Below are 24,632 nucleotides of genomic sequence, written 5' to 3'. Positions count from 1 at the left end.
TCAAAAGTGAACGCAAAACCTGATATCAATTCATATTCAATAAAAAAAGCCACTATCAAAAAGATAACGGCTCTAATTATATAAAACATCTAAGGATTATCTTACCTGAAACATTATTGGTAAGTTATATAGTACTGAAACAGGTTGACTGCGCTGTTTACCTGGTATCATTTGAGGAATCTTATTTACTACTCGTTTAGCTTCATCTTCAAGTTGCTGAAGAGGTGCTCTAGTTTTAATTTCTGTAATTAGACCATTTTTATCAATCTTAAATTGTACATCAATCTTTTGCAGACCAGACAATCCTAAATCGCCAGCTAAATCGGTATTGAATTTTCTCTGAATTAATTTACCCAGTTTTTTGGACATACATTTAACACGTTCTTTATTGGATTTAGATTTTTCACATCCTGGATAAATTGGCACCACTTCAACATCAATCATATTGAACAATTTGATCTCATCAATAGGTTTTTCAATTTCATTTAGACTACCTGCTTCAATTGGTTTGTTAAAGATTTCTGGTTTTACCAAATCAATAGTGTTCTCAACAATTTCAAAATCATCCTTGACAATTACAGGTGGCTTGTCCACAAGAATTTGAGACTGCTGTTCTACTTGTTTCTCAATTTTAACTTCTGGCTCCACGACATAGGTCTTGACATGAACTTCTGCATAATCATCATTTTGTGAAATTACAGGAATCGAAATTTCCTTCTTTTCAAATTTCATTTCAAATAAACTGTAGGTACCCAACAAACACAGAATAAGCCCTATTTGGAAATAGAGCGTTGAGTTTTTTTGTAAATTTGCATCATGCTTTTGCGATTTTTGCACTTTAGCATTGCTCTGACCAGCAATACTGTGCGAATTTTTTGAATTCTTCATAATATTAAAATGTTAAATGTTAATGTTATGACAAAATCGCAATAAGCATACCAAAGTAAAAATCCCATCTAATTAATTTTAGATGGGATTTTGAATATTGATATGTTTAAGAATTATCTAGTCTTGCACTTGAAACAAGATTGGTAGTGAGTAAGGTACTGTTACTGCCTTTCCACGTTGTTTTCCTGGTTTCATTTTTGGAAGCAATCCAATTACACGTTTTGCTTCTTTTTCTAAACCTGGATGAGGAGCTCTAGCTTGAATCTTTGTAATGTTTCCGTTTTTATCAATCTTGAAAATAACGCTAATACGTAGTTTACCTGAAAGTCCAAGATCTGCAGCTAATTCTGTATTAAATTTTCTATTTACAAATTTTGCAATCTTATTAGACATACATTGCTTTTTAGCATTGTTGCCTTTTTCCTTTTCACATCCTGGGAATATCGGTACATTCTCAATTACTGAAAATGGTACTTCTATATCTTCTTCTACCTCTTCAACTTCTATATCTTCTACTTCAACAATCTCTTCTTCTTGATCTGTTTCTGTAGATTCTATAACCGTTTCTTCAATTTCTTTTTCATCCTCAACAATCTCTATTTCTTCAGGTATAACTGGAGGTGGTGGTGGTGGTGGTGGTGGAATTATTTCCTGTTGGGTGATTGGCACTTCTTCTTCTAACTCATCATCAACATCTACTTGTCCAATATCTATATTAGATCTATCGTAAGACTTATAATTAATAGTTAAATAGGTTAATGTCATCATTAACGCTAAACCAACTGCAAAATAGAGTGATGCATTTCTGCTCACATCTGATTTTGTGTTTTTTTTAGGTTCCAACTTAATATTCTTTTCAGGTTCCATGTATCTTAAAGTATTAGGAATGCTAAATTAACCAAAAATATGTTAAAAAAGCAAGCTATTATTTATTTTAACTTTAGTTTGTAACTAAACCTTAACAGCACTATAGCAAATACTACTCCAAGTGTATTTGCAACAACATCATAGTAATCAGGTGTTCTAAAATCTGTTAATGTTGATTGTAAAACTTCAATAATAATGCCATAAATTACTGCAATACTTGCAGAAAGCGCCATTTTATGTTTTACAGTAGTCGTTGTAATGAAATTAAAGAGTATCAACGTTAGAATAGCATATGCTAAAAAGTGATAAATTTTATCATCAAATGAAAAACCTAACTTAGGAACACCGCTAACATTACCTAAACTACCATAAGTTAATGCTATAACATAAACTAACATAATAGGTAATGACCAACGTTTAAGCACCTACTATCGCTTTATAGTCGTCTGCTGAAAGTAAGTCTTCAACCTGTGAAGCATCAGAAAATTTCATTTTAATCATCCAGCCTTCTCCGTAAGGATCAGAGTTAACTTTTTCTGGTTCGTCTTCTAGTGATTCATTAAACTCAGTAATCTCTCCTGAAAGTGGTAAGAATAAATCAGAAACGGTTTTTACAGCTTCTACTGTACCAAAAATCTCCTCAACATCAAGTGTTTCATCTACCGTTTCAACTTCAACATAAACGATATCACCTAACTCACCTTGAGCAAAATCAGTAATTCCAATAGTTGCAGTATCACCTTCAATCTTAATCCACTCGTGGTCTTTAGTATATTTTAAATCTGATGGTATATTCATCTTTATAGTTATAATTAATATGCTGACAAAAATAATTTTTTTGGTTTAATATATATCATTAATTACCAAAATTATATCGTAATGTAAATCCTGAACGTATTGTTGTTTGAGGAAAAGCTGTTGAAATTTCGTATTCTGAGAATGTATAATCAAAGTAGAATATCGCTGTTAAATTTTTAGAGAACGCATAATCGGCTGCAAATTTGGCTCCCCAAATTGTTTGACCTTGAGTAATTTGATTATTAACAATATCTAAATATCTAATTATCGTTTTATTGTTTCGCACTGAAACATCAACTTTCATGTTCAAATCACTTTTAATGACTTGCTTAGGTCCAGCTAGTTTAGATCGAATACGTAAGTCTTTGATTCGATAACCTAATCCTAAGATATATTCATTACCCTGTATTTCGGTTAAGAGATTGTTATCAAAACTCAAAGACAGTATTCTATCCTTTTTCATTTCGGCCAATATCTTTATAGAATTTTTCATTTCAAAATCCAATCTAAATAGTGGGCTAAACTGTTCTTCTAAATTGATATTACTATAAATTGTAGAGTTTTTAAAATTCCCAGCCTGATCCAATACTAAATCTTGGTCTTGATTCTCATAAGCCACTCCTGGTTTTAAACTTCCAGGCTCTAAATCAAGATTTGTTCTAAATTGATTTATGGTATAACTAGATCTGTAACCATGTGTAATTGAGAAACGCTTAAAATTCTTTTTAAACCATTTCATTTTCATGAAACCTGTATACTTCAATTGCCAGTTAGGAATTGGAATATCTCTAAACGCAGACAAGCCAATCTTTTCAGCACTCTGTCCTTTATAAGCCGCTAAAAATGATGGTAATAAAACAGCTTGATTGTTTTTACCAAAACCTAATGGATAACCTTCTCCATCACGAGAGAAGTTATCTGTGCCATAGAAATTTCTAGCCAAACGATTAGCAATTACTAATCGATTAGTTCTAAAGTCATCAAATGCAGCAGACTCTGTTTCATCGCTAGTACTAAATGCTGTTTTAATAATTGCGGTTGAAATACTAAAGTTACCAAATGAGTTTGTAAGTAACTCGTTGTATCTATCACTAAAGCCGTCACTATTAGTATCTGTAGTATTAAAGTTTTGGGTTAAATTTTCTGAGTATGTTCTGTTTCCGGTAATATCAATTTTCAAATCCTTTACTAACTCAATATTTGCAGATACATCAAGAATACGTGTAGTAACCTCAGTATACTGTTGGTTAAAATCCTCATAAACAGTTAACCATCCATTTCGTGCTGCTTTATCTCTAATATTTGCTTGACTACCAAAAGTGAATCCTAATGACGGTTTTAATGTTCCTAGAAATCCAGGTGTTGGTAAATAACCAGGTAAAAATGTTCCATTATTTTCAGAATAGTTAATCTGAATTCGTTTTACGCTCGTTAATAAATCAATGGCTCCATTTAAAATTTTTGTTCCGGCTGCAACTTTACTTTTTGAAGCACTACCATCTAAAGCTGCATTTTTACCATCAGCACTTTTACTGTCTAATTTACCATCCTTCTCTTTAAGTCCACTTGGAACTGCGCTTTTTGAAGCACGTCCTCCTCTTGCTGCTCGAACAGGTTTTTTCACAAGTCCCACATACTTGTAAAGATTCTCCATATTCAAAGTAGAATTTATATTATGCGTATTAGCATTTTGAATGGAATTACCTAAATTAAAGGTATTAATAACATTTGGATCATCAGGATCTCTAATTTGTAGATTTTGATTTAAATCTGATCCTTTTTGCCACTGAAAATCTCCTGTATATGAATATGTAGCTCTTAAGAAACTAAGTGTTGGAATTTTATACAAGGGAATTTCATAATTAATTTGTAACTGTTGATTTTGGATATTTGGATCTCCTAAATCAAAGAAACCATCCCAAACGTCTAAGTCAGGATCTTGCCTACCATTTATAGCATCATTGACAAAATAATTACGGACAATATTTGAATTTGATGCCGTAAAATTAAGACTCAATGCTCTAGTAAGATTATAGTTTATAACATATTGAAGGTTGAACTTATAATCTCTTCTATAAAGTTCTTCTAAACCAATATTGTCACCTGTTAAATCTACTTCTCTAAACTTCTGTTTATTAAACTGTCTGATAATATCAGTATTTACAGAGAAACTCGTTGGAATTGGATTGAAGTTGAAATCTTTAAGTATTTTCCAATATTTATTTCTAAATAACGAATCATTCTTTTTAAATGGTTCGATATTCATTGGTTCGAAACTATAGTTGTAATTAACTCCAGTTCTTATATTTTGATCTAAAGAATTTTCAATTTCAAAATCTCTATGCTCGGTTTTGTTATATGAATAGTTAAAGGTTAAATTTTCAACATCATAAAAACGAGGTTTTTTATCTGTAGTTCTATTTTTTCTGACTCCAATGAAATTAATACTCTGTCGTTTGGTATAGCTCTCGTTGACATTTAGAATCGAATCCTTATTATTAGTGTTTTCTAATTGAGTTTCTAATTTTATGTCTCGATAGAATTCGTCATATTCTGGTGTTATAATTTCTTCACCAATACCATAGTTAAACGGAATTTGCACACCCCATTTTTTAGGTAACAATTGCCCTAAGTTCATATTGGTAACAATATCGAATTGTTGAACATCTTCTCTGCTTCGTTCATTAGGACGTTGTTCGACAGAACCAAATCCTATTGTGCTTCTTCTTCCCGTTGCACTAATATCTGCAAAGTCTGCAAAATTAGCATCAACAGCTGCCACTGCTGCCCAACCACCTTCATTATCTAAATCTGCTAAACGTAGTTCATTGAACCATGCTTCTCCACAAACATTCATACCATTATTATCCGGATTTTTAAGTCCTACCATCAATACTCTTACATCTCCAAAGTTTGGATTACCTTTAATAGAAACCCTTTGTTGTCCAATAGTATGTGTGTCAAATTCTCCTACTTCAGTCAGGTTACCGTCTTCTTCTAAATCATAAAATGTTGGGTCTTCGTTTGCTAAAGTACCATTGGTAATACCCAAGGACTTTATCTGCTCAAGCACACTAAGTTCAATATTGATTTCATTAACTTCTGGCCAAATATTCTCTGCAGAAGTCATACCTGATGATACTTGTAAAGGCACTTCTATTTGGTAATAATTTTGAGTAAAGTCATTACCCATTCGAATAAAACCAATCATATCTCCATCAACTAAACTACCTGTATCACCTTCTTCAGCGTGAATGAACATACGTAGCTTATTGTACTGACGCATGTCTACATTAATATTTTTAAATACACCTCTAGAATCTTTAGGTTCTAATTCACAAACCTCAACTTGTAAGGATTGCTCATTCTGTCTGATGATATTATTATTGTTATTTAATTGTTCAAGTTCTACTCCTGGAGGAAGTACGTAATTACCATCATTTTCCTGAAGACCTACAACTCCAACATTAAGATCTGTACTGTCTCCATCGTTATTTGGTTCATCATCTAATGTTAATGTATATCTTCTCCAATCACTTCTTACTAAATCTAGTGTTGCAAAACGCAATACTCTTGGTTGTTGAAATCCGTTTACAAACATTCTCACAAAACGTATTGATCTAATATCTGAAATTCCTCCAATAGCTTCAGTAGGATCAGAAATTGGTATTCTAAATTGATACCATGTTACATCTTTTTCATCTCCATTTGGAAGCGTTACGGTTCTGTTTTTTATATCATTAATTTGCGGATTAGCAAGTGTCAAATCAGTTGGGTTGATATCTATTTCATATTGAAAATAGCTGTCAATCGTATTCATCGTATTATCTCTATTGATATCTTCTACATCAGGCTGTGCCGTTGATCCTCTATTCGTGTCTGAAAAATCATCTGGAGTATTTCCTTGTTGACCATTGTAACGCTTATAACGTTCGAAGATGTCTCCATCTGTATTTAAGTAGTATCTATAGTTGTCATTTGATGGATCTGGGCCAAAGGCCGCTCCATTAGGAATGAGAGTTGCTTCTTCATTATCGTCATAACCATCATAACCAACATCTTGGTTATCACGTTCCTCTCCAGCTGTAGAAAATGTATAAATCAAAGATTGATTTCTTGGTACTACTGTGTTATAACTTGTAGGTATTAAATCGCTAATATTACCGTTTTCTGGAAGTCCGTTTTCATATTGTTTTTTACCATCTTTTAATACATCTTCAGAGATGTTTCCAAGATTTATAAAAAGTTTCCCTCCTTGAGCTGCTTCAGGAACAGCATCATCTAAGAAAGGATCTTGAACCCAAAAATCAATATATTCTACATTGGCTTGTTCAAAATCTGTAGATGTAATTTGTCTTGTAATACCAGCCCAACTATCATCTGCATCTATTACACCAGTTGTCGCATCTGGATCAAAATTATAAGGTCCTCTTTCTGTTGGATAGTATGCTAAGTCTAAAGAATTTATTATGGTTTGCTGACCTTGAGCAACGTCAATTTCAGGGAATACTTCATCTATAAATATTCGTCTCGTATACAAATTCGAAACGTCATCATCTGTTATTTCACCTGGTCTTTGATTACTATAAAAAATTGGGTCAATCGTATACCAGTTTAGTATTGCTCTATCAAACCCGTTTTGTATTCCGTTTTCATCTTCAGAATTGAACCCAGGATACATTTTTCCTAATTGTCTAGGTCTACTAGATAAAAACCAAGATTGAGGTGATAATAAATCTATTGCACCTTGTGTGCCTTCAAAATCATCAACATAAGCTGTTGCCTCATTATTAAAGTCTGTACCTTTTGGAGCACCTGGAGCCAAATATGCAAATTCACCTCTAACAGATAAATTAGAAGGTACGTCTGTATCGACATTGGGAAGCTTATTAACTAATCGTGTGAAAAATGGTACCTCTGTTGAGTAATTACCATTAAAACCAAAAATTGTATTGTTAATTGGTTCCGTATTATAATTTGCTTTTTGTGTAATAGGTCTTTCATTAAGATTTAAAATCGTGGCACCTAAAACAAAGTTTTCATTAAATTGGTGTTCTACATTCACTCCTGTAAATCGTCTTGTTTGTTGCCCAAAAACTGCATTGTTTTCTACGGAAACGTTTATAGGAATATTTGATGCTTTTAAGGCTTCATCCAATATTTGAACACGACCAATTTGATAGTTTACAGTATAATCTACACCTTCAACTAAAGTACGACCACCTGCAGTAACAACAACAGAACCTCTTGGAACATTAAAAGCTCCCAATGGAATACCATCACCTCCCGAAGATTTATAACGTCCTTTTAATTGAAACTTATTCTTTTCTGCTTCATCTAATGCAGCCGTTTTAGTTTCCTTATAAAGAATATCGTAAACGTACTTTTCTTGGTTAAGGTTGGTATAAGAATCCTGCTCATAATCTGCATCATTGTTATTTGGGTCACCATCATTATCAAGTACATCAAAAAGGTAACGACCAAATGGCTCTACTTTAGTAAAGATGATTTTTCCGTTTTGAGTGAGCACTGTCATTCCTTCAACAAAATCAAAGAAACCATCACCACCAGCTTGTGGATCATTATTAAAATTTAACCTGTCTAAATGAAATAAACGAATTAAAGGCGTATCTATAATCTCACCATCATCAGAGTTGTCAAAAGGCGAATTATTATCAAAGACTGGAAAAGGAACTGTCGTTCCATCTGGTAAAACAACTGGAGAAATATAGTTTAATGGCGAAGCTTCAGTATAGAAGATGTTAAGCTTAAAATCTTCTTTTTCCAACTGAAACGCACCTGTGTCATAGATGTTTTTCATCATTAAGTCCCAAATAGGTTGATCCACACTTGTTATTGGACTCTTAAGCATCTTAACAATTAAACTTTGTGTAGACCCGTCTGCTACTATAGAGTTATCATTAATTCCATCTCCATCGAAATCTGTACCATTATCAATAGTTCCATCTCCATCTACATCTGCATCCGAATTATCATTAATTCCATCTCCATCTGTATCAGACCCATTGTCTGGAGAACCATCTCCATTAACATCTACATCTGCCTCATTAGGAATTCCATCTTGATCATCATCATTACTAGTAGATGTAGAATTGACTCCATCATTTGCAAATTCACCAACTTGATACACTTCTCCTCCAATAGTATATTGAAATGCAACCGCTAGGATTTCATCATTTAATAGTCTTTGATTAAGTGAAATATAACCTAATTGTTGTTGTAATTGATAATCAGACCCTTGCTGTAATTTTCTAGCATTTTCTAATTTACCAAAATCAAAACCTTCGTTGGCTGGAACAAGAATACCTTGCTCAACAGTTGTAATATCTCTCACTAAAGGAGATAATAAAGATCCTGGTCCTCCAATATTAGTTGGATCGAAATCATTATTGCCATTATCCGGTGGCTCATTAGCACCTACGTTAACAAATCCTGGTGGTGGACTGTTTAAACCTATAACTTCTGATTCCCCTAAATCTTGGAAGGCTGCAACATTTCTTACGTTATTGGTTTGGTTACTTCTGTTTGTTACCCAAATCTCAACTCTAGTAATCTGAATATTATTATTAATGAAAGGATAACGAAGCATTGCTTCATCGTAGTTATTTCTAAAATATTGTGATAAAAAGAAGTGTCTGTTCTCGTCATAATCTCTTGCGAAAAACTCAAACTCTTCTAATGTTCCTCCTCCTTGAGCTACTACAGATTGTGATTGCGAACGTTGTTCAGAAAAAATAGCTGTAACTCTTGTTTTACCAAATTGCAATTGAGTTTTTACACCAAAAAGACTTTGAGCTCCTGTAATTAATGAACTATTTAGTGGCATTGCTACATTACCGACTTCAATCTTTCTAACAATATCGTCTTCAGTTGGCGTGTATTCTAGCTTAACTAAGTTTTGAAAATCAAATGTAGATTCAGTATCATAATTGGCGGTTACTTGTAATCTCGTTCCTACTTTACCTAATAAACTCAAACTAATACGTTGATCGAAATCAAATGTAAAATTACTACGGTTTCTTGGTGAAAAAGTTGGGTTATCTTGTTTTGTAAATAAAATACCTAAATCCATTTCAACAGATCCTTGAGGAATCACTTCAATAGTATTACCTCCAAAAATGGTTTCGAAAAATCCTGAATTAACATAAAACTCTGGTAAAAGATTTTTTTGTTCATCTTCTGAACCTTCTTTTTTACCTTCTGCAGCATCAATTTTTTGTTTATAATAAGATTGTTGTTGCTCTAGTAACACTAATTTTTGGTACTCAGCAGGAGTAAGTATAATTGGATAATTAATGTTGAATTTACCAACCGTTTCCGTATAAATATAACGATCTGTAAGAGGATCGTATGTGTATTTTGAAACAATACTTTGTGGATTAGGCATATTCAAATTACCTAATGCAAAGCCAGTTTTAACAGTAGTTGTTGTGTCTTGAGGTGTTGGTGTTTGCTGAGAAAAAGCAGAACTGCTAACCAATACCAAAATTGGAATCAAGATAAAACGTTGTAAAGAATTAAGCAAGGTATAGTTAGTTGTTCTATTCAAATTTATAAATTTTTTAATGCGTCCTTTATCAGGGTTTCTACATTGGAATCTGGTTGTTGAGACAATAATTTGTCTAAAATACGTTCGGATTGTTTTTTAGCAAATCCAAGAACTTCTAAAGCTGATAACGCTTCTTCTTTACTAGTATTGTTTCTATTAACAGAAACTTCATCAATATCATAAACCTTCAAAACCTTATCTTTTAAATCTAAAATTACTCTTGCTGCAGTTTTAGCACCAATTCCTTTTATGGATTGAATTAAAGCTACATCTCCAAGAGCAATTCCTTCTTTTACTTGTTGTGGTGTTAGTGAAGACAACATTGTTCTTGCTGTACTCGCTCCAATACCACTTACAGATAATAGAAGTTTAAAAATTTCACGTTCAGAAACAGAAGAAAAGCCATATAGCGTATGTGAGTCTTCACGTACAATTAAATACGCATACAATTTTAGATTTTCTTGGTCGGGAATTTGTGAGTAGGTATGTAATGATATGTTCAATAAATAACCAATACCATTGCAATCTATAACAACATCTGTTGGGTTCTTCTCTACTAATTTCCCCTGAATATGCGTAATCATTTATTAGCTTAGGTTAAAAACTCAAATGTAATAAAATTATTTACATTTCAAAGGTGGATATTTGCTAATGTTTAAGGCGTTCTTGTACAATTTTCCCCTTTTGCTGTGCATCAATAACTGCAATAGCTGTCATATTAACAATTTCATCAACGCTGGCATCTAATTGAAGGATGTGAACAGGTTTACGCATTCCCATCATTATTGGCCCAATTGAATCTGCTTTATTCAACTCTTTTAAGAGTTTATATGTAATATTTGCGGACTCTAGATTAGGAAAAATAAGTGTATTCACTTTTTTTCCAGCCAATTTAGAAAACGGAAAAATATCTTGAAGCATTTCACTATTCAAAGCAAAATCAGTTTGTAGTTCTCCATCTACCAATAAGCTTGGATGACGATTGTGTAAATATTCTACTGCTTCGCGAACTTTAGTTGCCGTTTGATTCTTTGATGACCCAAAGTTTGAATAAGAGGTCATGGCCATAACAGGTTCCATACCAAACATACGAACAACCTTTGCTGTCATTTGTGCTATTCGCGTTAAATCGTTGGCTGAAGGATTAATATTAATAGACGTATCACTCAAAAACATTGGTCCACGTTTGGTCATCATCACATTTGTAGTAGCAATTCGAGTTGCTCCAGGCGCCAAACCAATAAGTTCTAACATAGGTTTCACAACAGAAGGATAACTTCTTGAAAAACCTGTAATTAGTGCATCTGCATCACCTTCATTAATCATCATAGCTGCAAAATAATTACGCTCACGCATGATTTTTTCAGCATAAAACAAAGTAACGCCATTACGTTTTCTGTTTTTCCAATAGACTTCAGCGTATTTGTTTTTACGCTCCATTTCTTCATCAGATTTTGGATCAATAATCTCAACCTCAGCTTCAAACTCAATCTCTTCCATGAGTTCTAAGATGACTTCTTTTCGACCTAATAAAATAGGAATAGCAATACCTTCATCATAAGCAAACTGAGCTGCTTTTAAAACATCAAGCTGATCTGCTTCTGCAAAAACGACACGTTTTGGATTTAATTTAGCACGATTATGTAGTAAACGTACAATCTTATTATCTGAACCTAAACGTTGTAATAATTCCTCTTCATACTTTTCCCAATCTTCAATTGGCTCCTTACTTACACCACTTTCCATTGCCGCTTTGGCAACAGCTGGAGGCACAGTCGCAATAAGTCTTGGATCAAAAGGTTTCGGAATGATATAATCTTTACCAAAAGTTAATCTGGTTTCGGCATACGCTATATTTACTTGTTCTGGTACTGGTTCTTTAGCTAAGTCGGCTAATGCTTTTACAGCGGCCATTTTCATAGCTTCATTTATTTTTGTTGCTCTAACATCTAAAGCTCCTCTAAAAATGAACGGAAACCCAAGAACATTATTCACCTGATTAGGATGATCACTTCGACCTGTGGCCATAATAATATCGTCACGTGTGTCAACAGCAAGTTTATACTCAATTTCTGGATTTGGATTAGCCATCGCAAATACAATTGGATCTGCAGCCATGACCAAAAGCATGTTTGGCTTGACAATGTCTGCCTTAGATAACCCAATAAATACATCAGCATTTTTCATGGCTTCATCAAGTGTATCTATTTTTCGGTGTGTTGCAAACTCAGCTTTTTGAGACGACAACTCTTCACGATCGTCTCTAATAACGCCCTTACTGTCTAGCATTACCATATTCTCTCGTTTAGCTCCACAAGCTTGATATAACCTCGAACACGAAATGGCTGCTGCTCCAGCACCACTGATTACAATTTGTACCTCATCAATTTTTTTATCAGCTATTTCTAATGCATTAATAAGTGCAGCAGCAGAAATAATTGCAGTACCATGTTGGTCATCATGCATTACTGGAATATCCAGTTCTTCTTTTAATCGTTTTTCAATTTCAAAAGCTTCAGGAGCTTTAATATCTTCTAAATTAATTCCTCCAAATGTAGGAGCTATATTTTTCACAGTTTGAATGAACTCTTCAACATTTTCAGTATCAACTTCTATATCAAACACATCGATATCAGCAAAAATTTTAAATAGTAAGCCTTTACCTTCCATAACTGGTTTTGAGGCTTCTGGACCAATATTACCAAGACCTAAAACAGCTGTTCCATTAGAAATTACAGCTACTAAGTTTCCTTTAGCTGTATATTTATAAGCATTGTTTTTGTCCTTTTCAATTTCTAAACAAGGCTCAGCAACACCTGGAGAATATGCTAAAGACAAATCACGTTGCGTCGCATATTTTTTCGTAGGAATGACTTCTATCTTTCCTGGTTTTGGTTTTGCGTGATATATTAAGGCTTCTCTTCTTTTACTTTGTTTGCTCATGAAATTGTAAATTACTACCTGAATGTAAATTGAACTACAAATGTAAAGGTTTTATGAGAAACCTATGTTTTGAAGAATACTGTTTTCTTTGAATCTATTATTCTTTCAAGAATGTTATATTTCTCTGTAACCCTTCAAACTTTGTACGTTTTACTGCAGACTTTTTAAAAACTTTATTGAATGTCTCTTTTGTAATCTCTTCCCAATCGTTTTTAGACATCGATAATAACTCTGGATGCGGATTAAATAACGGTTCGCTATGTGTTTTCGAAAAACGATTCCACGGACAAACATCCTGACATATATCACAACCAAACATCCAATCATCAAATTGACCTTTAAAGTCAGAAGGAATGTTTTCTTTTAATTCAATTGTAAAATAAGAAATGCACTTACTTCCATCGACCACATAAGGTTCAGTAATTGCTTCTGTTGGGCATGCGTCAATGCAAGCTGTGCAAGTTCCGCAGTGATCTGTCACAGCATGATCATATTCTAAGTCTAAATCAATAATCAATTCGGCAATAAAATAAAAAGATCCGACTTGTTGCGTGAGTAAGTTACTATGTTTTCCTATCCATCCTAATCCTGATTTTGCTGCCCAAGCTTTATCCAAAACTGGAGCCGAATCAACAAATGCACGACCTTGAACATCTCCTATTTCATCTTGAATAGCATGTAATAACTGTTTCAATTTATCCTTTATAACAAAGTGATAATCGGTTCCGTATGCATACTTCGACAGTTTATAACTTTCAGTATTTTGAATTTCTGAAGGATAATAATTTAGTAATAGCGATACAACACTTTTGGAGCCTTCAACAAGTTTAGTAGGATCTAAACGCTTATCGAAGTGGTTTTCCATATAACGCATTTCACCATGAGCATTAGATTTTAACCATTTTTCAAGTCTTGGCGCTTCTTGCTCTAAAAACTCAGCTTTACTAATACCACAAGATATAAAGCCTAAGCGTTTGGCTTCAGATTTTATAAATTGTGTGTATTGCTGTTTATTATCCACAGCGTAAAGTTAAGGCTATTTAATTATCTTGGTTTAGAATTTTCTTTCGCTTTGAAATCCGATTATACAATTATTGTTTGTTTTATCTATAGGAATTCAATTAACTTCATTCTTCAAATAATCCAATCTCTTCTAAGTTTGTTAACAAATCGATTTCTTGTGGTATAGCAGCCATTCCGTTATAGTTTAGATTTAAGAATTTCAAATTGATCAGGTGCTTTATTCCAATAGGAATTGTATTAAGTTGATTGGAGCTTAGATTAAGATGTCTTAAATTAATTAGATTCCACGTTTCTATTGGTAATTCATTGAGTGAATTAGCTACTGCAGATAGCTTAGTCAAGCTTGTTAATTGTCCGATTTCTACTGGTAATACAGACAATCCTTTTTTATTTAAGTCTAGTTCTATTATATGACCTTCAGTATTTGTTGTTACTCCAGTTAGATCTCCTAAATTTTTTGTCATCGCTAAATTCCAGTCTAAAGTACTATTTGGATTTGCATCTAAAATAGTTTGCAGGATTTCTCGTTGAGAAAAAATTATTATTGTATCAATTGATACTGAAGCAGTTGTCGTTAGATGTTTAATATCTATGCTGCTGCTTTTTGTTTTCGATGTAGAATTATCGTCTTTAAAACAAGACAAAACTAAGAGTGCAACTAATAAAAAAGTGGTTTGTTTTATATGTGTTTTCATAATATTGGTATTTAAATAAGCATTTGTTTTAGCACTTGAAGCTAATTTGATTGACTGCAACTTGAAAGTCTGTAAACATTCGAGGTGTTTGGCTTCAGATTTATAAGTTGGGTGTTCTACTTGTTATTCTCATCGTAAAGTTGATACTATTTAGTTTTATTAAGGCCTTGCCTCTAATATCAAATTAAAAGGTGTTTCTGAAGCTCGTCTAAAATGGTTGAAACCGCCTTTTAGCACAACTTCACCCAATCTTTTTTCTCCTGCTTGTGCGCCTAATGCCAAACCAACTTCCTGACTCATAGAGCTTGGTGTACACAATAATGTTGAAAATGAGTAAAATGCTCGGCCAACAGGATTTATATTCTCTTTTAATGTGTCGTTAGCAAACGGTTCAACAATCATACAAGTACCATCAGGTTTTAATGCTTTCAAAACATGATCGCAAGCACCAACTGGGTCTCCCATATCATGAAGGCAATCGAAAAAAGCCACGAGGTCATAATCATTTCCAGGAAAGTCCTTAGCTGTTGCTAATTGAAACGAAATATTAGTAAGACCTTCTTCTTGAGCATGCATTTTAGCATGATCTATAGAGTCTTGATGAAAATCGAAACCAATAAACTCTGAATTAGGAAATGCTTTTGCCATAATCATCGTTGATGCTGCATGTCCACAACCAACATCAGCTACTTTTGCCCCTTTTTGCAATTTTTCTACAACACCATCGAGAGCAGGTAACCAGGTTTGCACTAAATTAGTAGCATAAGAAGGTCTGAAGAATTTTTCTGTACCACAGAATAAACAACTATGATGATCTCCCCAAGACACACCTTTTCCAGATTGAAACGCTTTTTCCATAGTAGATACATCATTGTACATTGAAGATATGGCATAATAAGCACCAGTCATTAAAACAGGACTATCTGAATTACTAAATACAAATGCCTGTTCGGGTGACAAGGTGAATGTTTCGTTAATATCGTCGTATTCTACATATCCGGAAGCCGCATGAGCAGATAACCATTCTCTTAAATACCTTTCGTTTACTCCCGCTTCTTTAGCGAGTTCGGCTGAACTGACACTGCCTCTTGCTTCCATTGCTTTATAAATCCCTAGCTTATCACCTATAATAATAAGTGGTCCAATCGCTGCGGCTCCCATTTCGGTAACCATTTTGCCTAAGAGTGTGTTTAATTTGTTTTCATTAATTTCCATAATTGAAAGTTTTAAGATTAGCTGATTTTGATATTTAAAAGCTAAACTAGTAATAGAGTGAAGAAATGACTTTCATTATTTAATTATGGAGACGAACTATTTCTGCAAGCCTATAAAAAACTAGCAGTATATTGTCAAAAAAAAAATAAAACTTAATTTAACTAATTGATTTATAATTATTTAGATGATTCGCTAGGTGACTGACCAAATTCTTCTTTAAACGCGCGACTAAACCAAGATGGATCGTTAAAACCTACTTCATAGGCAATTTCAGAAATGGATTTTTCAGTAGTTTGAATAAGGTCTTTTGCTTTTTCTAATCGGACAGAACGAATAAAAATGGCTGTAGATTTGCCGGTTATAGCTTTTAATTTTCTGTAGATTTGAGATTCGCTCATGTGCATTTTTTGTGCCACATGTCTTGATCCTAAGTTAGGATTATCCATATTACTTTGAATGATTTGAATCACTTTCTGAAGGAATTTCGTTTCAGGTGTATTGTCTTTAGATATTAATATTTGAGAAAATTTATTTTTTGCAAATGATTGTGTAATTCGTTTACGAAGGATTATGAGCTGATCTAATCTTGTAAGTAATTCGGCCTTTAAAAAAGGTTTAGTTAAATAAGCATCTGCGCCATGTTGCAATCCTTTGAGTCTATCTTTATCTGATGTTTTTGCAGTAAGCATAATAACCGGTATATGGTCTGTGCGCTCATCGGTTTTTAATAGTTTACAAACTTCAAATCCATCTCGCTCTGGCATCATGACATCACAAATAATAATATCAGGGATTTTTTCGAATGCTTTTTCTAGTCCTAAATTTCCATTATTAGCAAATACGCAATAATATTTGTTTTGTAAACATAACCTTAAATAATAGGCGACATCTTTATTGTCTTCAATTATTAAAGCTTCTGGTAAATTGACATCGCTATCAACAAGTTGTAACGACCATTCTTGCTTCATATTATCATCTTCTACAAAATCAATTGAACTAGTAATCGTTTTAGTTGTCGTATTTGAATTTCGGGTAATAGGAATTGTAACAGTAAACTCAGCTCCCTTTTTTTCTGCACTTTTCACCGAGATAGTACCATTCATAAGGTTTACCAATTCTTTTGTTAGTGCTAAACCAATACCTGTTCCTTTTCCAGCTTTTGAAAGTGAGTTTTCTACTTGATAAAATCTATCGAAAACATGTGGAATTGCTTTCTCTGGAATACCTATACCATAATCTTTTACTTTGATAATAACAGATTCGACTTCATCAATTTTTTCGCTTTTTACATGAAAAATTATTTTTTCAGCTGACGAAGAAAATTTAATAGCATTAGACAATAAATTAGATATAATAATTTGCAGTTTACCATCATCGAAATCCATATTAAGGCTTTCGTCTTCAAAATATGTAGTAATATCTATCTGTTTTATTTTCGCTAATGATTGGAAACTCTCACAGATATATCGTAAAAATGGGACAACATCTGCTAGAATCAGGTTTAGCTCCATAGTACCGCTTTCAGCTTTACTAATACCCAACAATTGATTAACTAGCAGGAGTAAATCTTTACCATTTCGTTCAATAATATTCATCGCCTCCTTAGCAGTCTTATAATTTTGTGCTTTAAAATCATCTTTAATCGTCTCGCTTAAACCTAAAATTACGGTAAGAGGTGTTCTAAATTCATGTGTAATGTTAGTATAAAGATTACTTTTTAATGTATTGAGATCCTTAAGTTTATTCCGTTCTGCAATTGCCAATTTTTTAGATAATTGAAATTCATAGAACATATAAACTAAAAACCCTAAGACTAGTGCGTATATGGTATAAGCCCACCATGTTGACCAAAATGGTGGTAATATTGCTAGATTAATTTCTAAAGGTGGTTGTTGCCATTCTTTTCCTCGAGAAAATCCATTTACTTCAAGTTTATAATCACCACTAGGTAAATTTATAAACTGTACCTCGTTATCTTTTAGTGTAATCCAATCTTGATTATCTGGAAGTAAACGATAAGCAAATTCTACATTTTTATCTATTCTGTAATCTATTGAAGATATATCCAAATAAAATGGCAATTGATTGTGCTTAAACTTTAATTCTTTAGTATTGATTAAACCATTTGTTAGCATATTATTTTGAGAAAAAACATGATCTTGTTTTTCATTTTTAATGCGTAATTCTGAAAAATACAATTGTTTTGGTGTATCAATATTATCGAAATCATTTGGATTAAAGTATGTAACACCATCAATTCCGCCTAGATAAATAGTACCATCTTTGTCTCTAAATCCAGCATGAACATCAAACTCTTTTCCTTGAATATTATCAGAATCTTTATAATGACTAAATTCTTTATTTCTATAATCGAATCTCACAATGCCATCATTTGTCCCTAACCATATATTGCCGTTTTTATCGCCTTCTATAGCATATATAATATCGCTAGGAAACTGCTTTTGAGCTTTCCAGTTTGTAAAACTCCCATCACTAAGCATGGTGAGTCCTTTTCTAGTTCCAAACCAAATATTACCATTTACATCTTCATGAATATCATGCACTGTATTCTGGGATAAGGAATTTGTATTGTTGCGATCGTGTACATAATTTTCAAATACAGGATTAGAATAATTATTATCCTCAAAACTAAGCTTACTTAAACCATTTCTGGTTCCAACCCATAAATTACCTTTTGAATCAAATTTCACGCTTTGTGCTGCATCATTAACCAAAGAATTGTCATTGTCTTTATGATGTTTAAATTTGGTTAACGTCACACCTGTTTCATTATCGAGTTTAAGTTTAAAAATACCATGTCCAGAAGTAGCTGCCCATAAATTTTGATTGCTATCCAAAGTAATATCTCTTAAAAAATTGGTGTTGATTGAATTTGGGTCATCGTGATCATGAAAGAAATTGGAGATTATTGGATGTTCAGGGTCAAAATTATTTAAATCCAACATGCTTAAACCTCTTGAAGTCGCTATCCATAACCTTTTATTTTCCTTGTCTTCTTCAAGACCTCGCACTGTTGTTCCTGCTATATAATTTTGAAAATTCTGGTCATTAGAATACCGATAGTTTTTTAAATCTGTAATTAAATTTAATCCACCTCGAGAAGTACCAACCCATAAACCGATATCATTTTTATAAACAGAAAATATAACATTATCGTTAAGTATATGTTTCCCTTTTTTATTCTTAGAAATATTATTAAAATAAGGCGCATTAAAATCCAATTGATTTAACCCACTTGCCGTACCTACTAATATGGTGTTTTCTGAAATTCTAAGTGTAGAATGTACTGTATTGTTTGTTAATCGAAATTTACTTTCGTCAGAGTTTTCGTATTTACTTTCTACAATGTCTTCAGACCAATTATAAAGGTATAAACCGTTACCAGAGCCAATCCATATTCTATTATCATCTTTCTCTAAAAATGTAAGCACATATTTTGTTTTAAACTTACCACTGATTTCTAACTCTTTATGTGTGATTTTGTTCGTTTCAGTATTAAGTCTAAATAGTCCTTCGTTACTCCCTACAAACAATAATGAATCCACTAAATAAAAAGACCTTACTTGCTCTTTAGCCCAACCAACCAACTTTGGCTCTTGGTTACTATTTATATCGTATTTATATATTCCTCCATTTAAAGTACCAATCCACAAGGTATTGTGGTTAACATCGTACTTAAGAGCGGTAACTGCTTTGTTAAAAACATGATCTTGCTTTTCTGTATCAATACTATTAATTTTAAACAGGCCTTCGGTATCACTTCCAACCCATATGTTGTTATTATTATCAGCTTCTAAAGCTGTAATATTATTTACAGTATTACTGTTTTTTAATTCTATTTTTCGGAATTTAGAATACCCTTTCTCTAAAACACTCAAACCATTATTCATGGTTCCTATCCATATATTACTATTATCATCCTGAAGTAGTTTATTTATGAAACTCCCTTGTAGACTCGAGGGGTTGGATTCATCAAACAAATAATGTTTAAATGATTTTCCATCAAACCTATTAATTCCATTAGCAGTAGCGATCCATATAAACCCATGGTTGTCTTTTATAAGGTCATTAATTGAAGCTTGTGAGAGACCATTTTCTAAGTTGAAATGTTTGATCCTGAGAGAATTGTCATTAGATTGAGAAAAAGCTTTAGGAAATGATAGAATGATTAAAACTAAATATAAGGTGACAAAAATTGAGCATTTTTTTTGTAATCTATATATAACACAATTAATAATCACCTTTGTTTCAATTAATTAACAAGTTTAAAGTTAGTGTTTTTTTAGGTATTAGTTTTTGCAGACTTATCAATTGTGCTTATCGTTTCTCAAATCTTAAAAAAGCGTTTTTTGGTTTTAAGGTAATCAATGGTGTAATATCAATAGCATCAAAATCGGCATGTACTTTATATTTTGAAACGAGTTCACTTACAGCTATGATCATTTCGAACATGGCAAAATTATTACCTATACATTTTCTTGGTCCAGCACCAAAAGGGAAATACTGAGATGAGAATTTTCGTCCGCCTTCATTAAATCGCTCAGGTAAAAAGGTTTCAGGCTGTTCCCATAAATCTGGATGACGATGCATTTCATAAACGGAAAACAATAAGTTAGATCCTGCTTCAAAATGCATTCCGTTGAATTCATCATCAGTAATATTTACGCGATCTATAAAATAAGCTGGAGGATACAATCGCATAGATTCTTCAAGTACTTGCTGACAAACTTTAGACGTCGAAACTCGTGACATTAAATCGGCATCATCTGCTTCTAAGTTTTGCCATTCTTCATAAATTTTATCTTGCCATTCAGGATGTTTTGCCAATAACTGAAATGTAAACGTTAATGCGTTTGAAGTCGTTTCGTGTCCAGCAGTAAAAATAATTAAGATTTCATCGATAAGCTGCTCTTCTTCCATCCCTTTACCATCATCATATCTCGTATCTAAAAGCATATCAAGCAAATCACCATAATGGTTGCCTGAGACTTTTCTTTCTTCAACTATGCCTTTTAAAATTGTTCTTGCTTCTTTTGAAAGGTTTATATGTTTATCTAAAATACCGCTTAAATTAAACCACCATCCTAAATAAGGTTGGCGTAATTCTTTTACTAGCATCCTTTGATTTGCTTCGGTAATAAACTGAAGCCTTTCCATATCATTTCCCTTAGCTGCCTTTGTGAATAATGATTTTACAACAGTTTGAAATGCCAAATCATTAAGAATAGGAAAAAGGTCTATCGTTTTATTAGCTTCTATATTTTTAAATTCTGAAACTATGGTGTCTTGCATTCTGCTAAGCAAATTTTCCAACTGCTTTTTATGGAAAGCGGGTTGCATCATTTTGCGTTGCTTCTTCCATTTTTCACCTTCAGAAGTCAATAAGCCTTCACCAACATATTTTGCTAAATCTACTGTTTGAATTTTAGACTTGACGTAGTTTTTTTGATTTTTCTGGAGTACATATTGTGCAAATTCAGTGTCTCTTGTGAAAAACACTTCATTATTAAACCCAACTTTTAATCTGAATATGTCGCCTTTCTCATTAAAATTTTGACGATGAAAAGGCAATGGGTTCTTGAGAATTTCTAAAGAATGCTTTAAAAATCTATTTAAAGGAACTGTAGGAATTTCTTTTTTTGAATGCATTAAAACTATTTCCTATAAAGGTATGATGAGATTCTGAAATAAGCTCAAAACGGAATACCTATTTTTAAAATAAACCACCTTGTGATGGACCTTTAACTTTACCTAAATGCTTATAAGCTTGTTCAGTAACTTCACGTCCACGAGGTGTTCGCATAATGAATCCTTGTTGTATGAGAAAAGGTTCATATACTTCTTCAATGGTTTCTGGGCTTTCACTAACTGCTGTCGCAATAGTTGTAATTCCAACGGGACCACCTTTAAACTTATCAATAATAGTTTCTAAGATTTTATTATCCATTTCATCTAAACCATGAGCATCAACATTGAGCGCTTCTAAAGCAAATTTCGCAATCTTAATATCGATACTTCCATTTCCCTTTATTTGCGCAAAATCTCTAACACGTCGTAATAGTGCGTTAGCTATTCTAGGTGTTCCACGACTTCTTCCTGCAATTTCTACTGCTGCTTCCATTGATGTAGGAACATCAAGAATCGTAGCACTTCTTTGAACTATGGTCGTAAGTAATTCTGTATTATAATATTGTAGGCGACTTTGAATTCCAAAACGTGCTCGCATTGGAGATGTCAATAATCCTGAACGTGTTGTTGCACCTACAAGTGTAAATGGATTTAAATTGATTTGGACTGTTCTAGCATTTGGACCAGACTCAATCATAATATCAATCTTATAATCTTCCATAGCAGAATACAAATACTCTTCTACTATTGGGCTAAGTCGATGAATTTCATCAATAAATAAAACGTCGCGTTCTTCCAAATTTGTTAACAATCCTGCTAAGTCTCCTGGTTTGTCTAAAACTGGACCAGAAGTCACTTTTATTCCCACACTAAGTTCACTTGCCAATATATGAGCTAAAGTTGTTTTACCAAGACCTGGAGGTCCATGAAACAATGTGTGATCTAATGCTTCATCTCTTTGATTAGCTGCTTGAACAAAAATTTGAAGGTTTTCTAATACTTGATCCTGCCCAGTGAAATCATCAAATGATAAGGGTCTTAATTTTTTTTCAACATCCAGTTCTTCTGGAGAAAAATTCTCGTTTGTAGGATCTAAGTTATCGTTCATATAACACAAATATAAACAAAAAGCCTTTCGTTATTTACGAAAGGCTTTTCTATATTTTATAAAGACATTTTAATGTTGAAGTTCTTCTTCACCATCTTTTAAAGGAACGTTTTGTGGAACAAAATCGTCATCATGTCCTGGTTTACTATAATCATAAGCCCAACGATGAACATGAGGGATTTCTCCTTCCCAGTTACCGTGGATATGTTTAATTGGTGCTGTCCATTCTAATGTAGTTGATCTCCATGGATTTTGTACAGTTTTCTTTCCGAAGAAAATTGAATAGAAGAAATTCCATAAGTATACCAATTGGAAAACACCACCAACAATTGCAAATATTGTAATCACAACATTGGCATTAGCGGTATCATCAAATAATGGGAAATTAGAGTTTGTATAATAACGTCTTGGTAATCCAGCCATACCTATAAAGTGCATTGGAAAGAATACACCGTAAGCACAAATTGCAGTTACCCAAAAGTGAATATACCCTAAATTTTTATTTAGCATTCTACCAAACATTTTAGGATACCAATGATAGATTCCTGCGAACATTCCGTAAAGAGCAGAAATACCCATTACTAAGTGGAAATGCGCTACTACGAAATACGTATCATGAATGTTGATATCTAATGCACTATCTCCTAAAATAATACCAGTTAAACCACCAGTGATAAACGTAGAAACGAAACCAATTGAAAACAGCATGGCCGGATTCATTTGCACGTTCCCCTTCCATATGGTCGTTATCCAGTTAAATGCTTTTACAGCAGATGGAATGGCAATCAATAAGGTTGTAAATGTAAACACAGAACCTAAGAAAGGATTCATTCCTGAGATAAACATATGGTGTCCCCAAACTATTGTCGATAAAAAAGCAATGGCTAAAATAGACATAATCATCGCTCGATAACCGAAAATTGGTTTTCTAGAACTTGAAGCCATAATCTCTGACACTAATCCCATCGCTGGAAGAATTACAATGTATACTTCAGGATGACCTAAGAACCAAAATAAGTGTTCGAACAATACAGGAGATCCTCCTTGATAATGTAAGACTTCACCTTGTATAAAAATATCTGATAAGAAGAATGATGTCCCGAAACTTCTATCCATTATTAACAATAATGCTGCAGATAATAATACTGGGAATGATACCACACCAATAATAGCCGTTACGAAGAACGCCCAAATTGTTAATGGCAATCTTGTCATAGACATTCCTTTAGTACGTAAGTTGATTACAGTAACGATATAGTTAAGCGATCCTAATAAAGAGGAAGCAATAAATATTGCCATAGACACTAACCATAAAGTCATACCCATACCAGAACCTCCTTGTGCCATTGGTAAGGCACTTAAAGGTGGATAGATTGTCCAACCTGCTGCAGCTGGTCCAGCTTCAACAAATAAAGAAATAACCATTATAACACTTGAAAGGAAAAACATCCAGTAAGACAACATGTTTAAGAAACCTGATGCCATATCTCGTGCTCCAATTTGCAATGGAATTAAAAGATTACTAAATGTACCACTCAATCCTGCAGTTAATACAAAGAATACCATAATGGTACCATGAATGGTTACTAATGCCAAATATATATCAGCATCCATAACACCATCAGGAGCCCATTTACCTAATAATGCTTCAAAAAGTACATTAGGTTCTTCTGGCCATGCGATTTGCATACGGAACATAAGTGACATCAAAACACCTATAATTCCCATTATAGTACCTGTAATTAGATACTGTTTAGCAATCATTTTGTGATCTTGACTAAAAATATATTTAGTCACAAAAGTCTCTTTATGATGATGTCCGTGATCGTCGTGTGCGTGAGTATCTGCGTGTGCTGACATAATCTATTTTCTTTTT

General features: G+C 33.2%; 14 protein-coding genes. All 14 read right to left on the bottom strand.

Annotation, left to right across the window (positions count from 1 at the left end; genetic code table 11):
- Window positions 1-96: 96 nt before the first annotated feature.
- A complete protein-coding gene (locus tag RH81_RS03225) occupies window positions 97-888 on the bottom strand; it encodes an energy transducer TonB (RefSeq protein WP_081988185.1) in 792 nt (263 codons plus the stop codon).
- A 117-nt stretch (window positions 889-1,005) separates the two neighbouring features.
- Entirely contained in the window at window positions 1,006-1,731 is a 726-nt protein-coding gene (locus tag RH81_RS03220) for an energy transducer TonB (protein ID WP_033957745.1), read from the bottom strand.
- An 86-nt stretch (window positions 1,732-1,817) separates the two neighbouring features.
- On the bottom strand, window positions 1,818-2,180 hold the full coding sequence (locus RH81_RS03215; RefSeq protein WP_241478950.1) for a VanZ family protein: 363 nt from the start codon (window positions 2,178-2,180) through the stop codon (window positions 1,818-1,820).
- A complete protein-coding gene (gene gcvH / locus RH81_RS03210; RefSeq protein WP_033957625.1) occupies window positions 2,173-2,553 on the bottom strand; it encodes a glycine cleavage system protein GcvH in 381 nt (126 codons plus the stop codon). The genes RH81_RS03215 and gcvH overlap by 8 nt, the downstream gene beginning before the upstream one ends.
- A 58-nt stretch (window positions 2,554-2,611) precedes the next feature.
- Entirely contained in the window at window positions 2,612-10,123 is a 7,512-nt protein-coding gene (gene sov, locus RH81_RS03205) for a T9SS outer membrane translocon Sov/SprA (protein ID WP_420912072.1), read from the bottom strand.
- Window positions 10,124-10,125: 2 nt separating this feature from the next.
- Window positions 10,126-10,707: a Holliday junction branch migration protein RuvA gene (gene ruvA / locus RH81_RS03200; RefSeq protein ID WP_033957620.1), complete on the bottom strand. Its 582-nt coding sequence runs from the start codon at window positions 10,705-10,707 to the stop codon at window positions 10,126-10,128.
- Window positions 10,708-10,771: 64 nt separating this feature from the next.
- Entirely contained in the window at window positions 10,772-13,066 is a 2,295-nt protein-coding gene (locus tag RH81_RS03195; RefSeq protein WP_033957617.1) for an NADP-dependent malic enzyme, read from the bottom strand.
- A gap of 97 nt (window positions 13,067-13,163) precedes the next feature.
- Window positions 13,164-14,087, bottom strand: a complete 924-nt coding sequence (gene queG, locus RH81_RS03190; RefSeq protein ID WP_033957613.1) for a tRNA epoxyqueuosine(34) reductase QueG — start codon at window positions 14,085-14,087, stop codon at window positions 13,164-13,166.
- A gap of 106 nt (window positions 14,088-14,193) precedes the next feature.
- Window positions 14,194-14,784, bottom strand: a complete 591-nt coding sequence (locus RH81_RS16320; protein WP_152604773.1) for a leucine-rich repeat domain-containing protein — start codon at window positions 14,782-14,784, stop codon at window positions 14,194-14,196.
- Window positions 14,785-14,943: 159 nt separating this feature from the next.
- Window positions 14,944-15,999: a class I SAM-dependent methyltransferase gene (locus tag RH81_RS03180; RefSeq protein WP_033957606.1), complete on the bottom strand. Its 1,056-nt coding sequence runs from the start codon at window positions 15,997-15,999 to the stop codon at window positions 14,944-14,946.
- Between the two features lie 176 nt (window positions 16,000-16,175).
- Window positions 16,176-20,261: a hybrid sensor histidine kinase/response regulator transcription factor gene (locus RH81_RS03175; RefSeq protein ID WP_033957604.1), complete on the bottom strand. Its 4,086-nt coding sequence runs from the start codon at window positions 20,259-20,261 to the stop codon at window positions 16,176-16,178.
- Window positions 20,262-20,337: 76 nt separating this feature from the next.
- Entirely contained in the window at window positions 20,338-21,669 is a 1,332-nt protein-coding gene (locus RH81_RS03170; RefSeq protein WP_033957602.1) for a cytochrome P450, read from the bottom strand.
- A 64-nt stretch (window positions 21,670-21,733) separates the two neighbouring features.
- Window positions 21,734-22,756, bottom strand: coding sequence for a Holliday junction branch migration DNA helicase RuvB (gene ruvB, locus RH81_RS03165; protein ID WP_033957601.1), 1,023 nt, complete (start codon window positions 22,754-22,756; stop codon window positions 21,734-21,736).
- Window positions 22,757-22,825: 69 nt separating this feature from the next.
- On the bottom strand, window positions 22,826-24,616 hold the full coding sequence (locus tag RH81_RS03160; RefSeq protein WP_033957600.1) for a cytochrome c oxidase subunit I: 1,791 nt from the start codon (window positions 24,614-24,616) through the stop codon (window positions 22,826-22,828).
- Window positions 24,617-24,632 lie beyond the last annotated feature (16 nt).

The organism is Psychroserpens jangbogonensis, from assembly GCF_000797465.1.
GTDB classification, from domain to species: domain Bacteria; phylum Bacteroidota; class Bacteroidia; order Flavobacteriales; family Flavobacteriaceae; genus Psychroserpens; species Psychroserpens jangbogonensis.
Note: the sequence above shows the minus strand (reverse complement) of the source record. Positions and strands in the feature narration are given on the sequence as shown.

Coding starts and splice junctions, on each gene's coding strand:
- gcvH (WP_033957625.1), bottom strand. CDS start 2,553: ATGAATATACCATCAGATTTAAAATATACTAAAGACCACGAGTGGATT.
- ruvB (WP_033957601.1), bottom strand. CDS start 22,756: ATGAACGATAACTTAGATCCTACAAACGAGAATTTTTCTCCAGAAGAA.
- RH81_RS03180 (WP_033957606.1), bottom strand. CDS start 15,999: ATGGAAATTAATGAAAACAAATTAAACACACTCTTAGGCAAAATGGTT.
- ruvA (WP_033957620.1), bottom strand. CDS start 10,707: ATGATTACGCATATTCAGGGGAAATTAGTAGAGAAGAACCCAACAGAT.
- RH81_RS03195 (WP_033957617.1), bottom strand. CDS start 13,066: ATGAGCAAACAAAGTAAAAGAAGAGAAGCCTTAATATATCACGCAAAA.
- RH81_RS03160 (WP_033957600.1), bottom strand. CDS start 24,616: ATGTCAGCACACGCAGATACTCACGCACACGACGATCACGGACATCAT.
- RH81_RS16320 (WP_152604773.1), bottom strand. CDS start 14,784: ATGAAAACACATATAAAACAAACCACTTTTTTATTAGTTGCACTCTTA.
- RH81_RS03170 (WP_033957602.1), bottom strand. CDS start 21,669: ATGCATTCAAAAAAAGAAATTCCTACAGTTCCTTTAAATAGATTTTTA.
- RH81_RS03225 (WP_081988185.1), bottom strand. CDS start 888: ATGAAGAATTCAAAAAATTCGCACAGTATTGCTGGTCAGAGCAATGCT.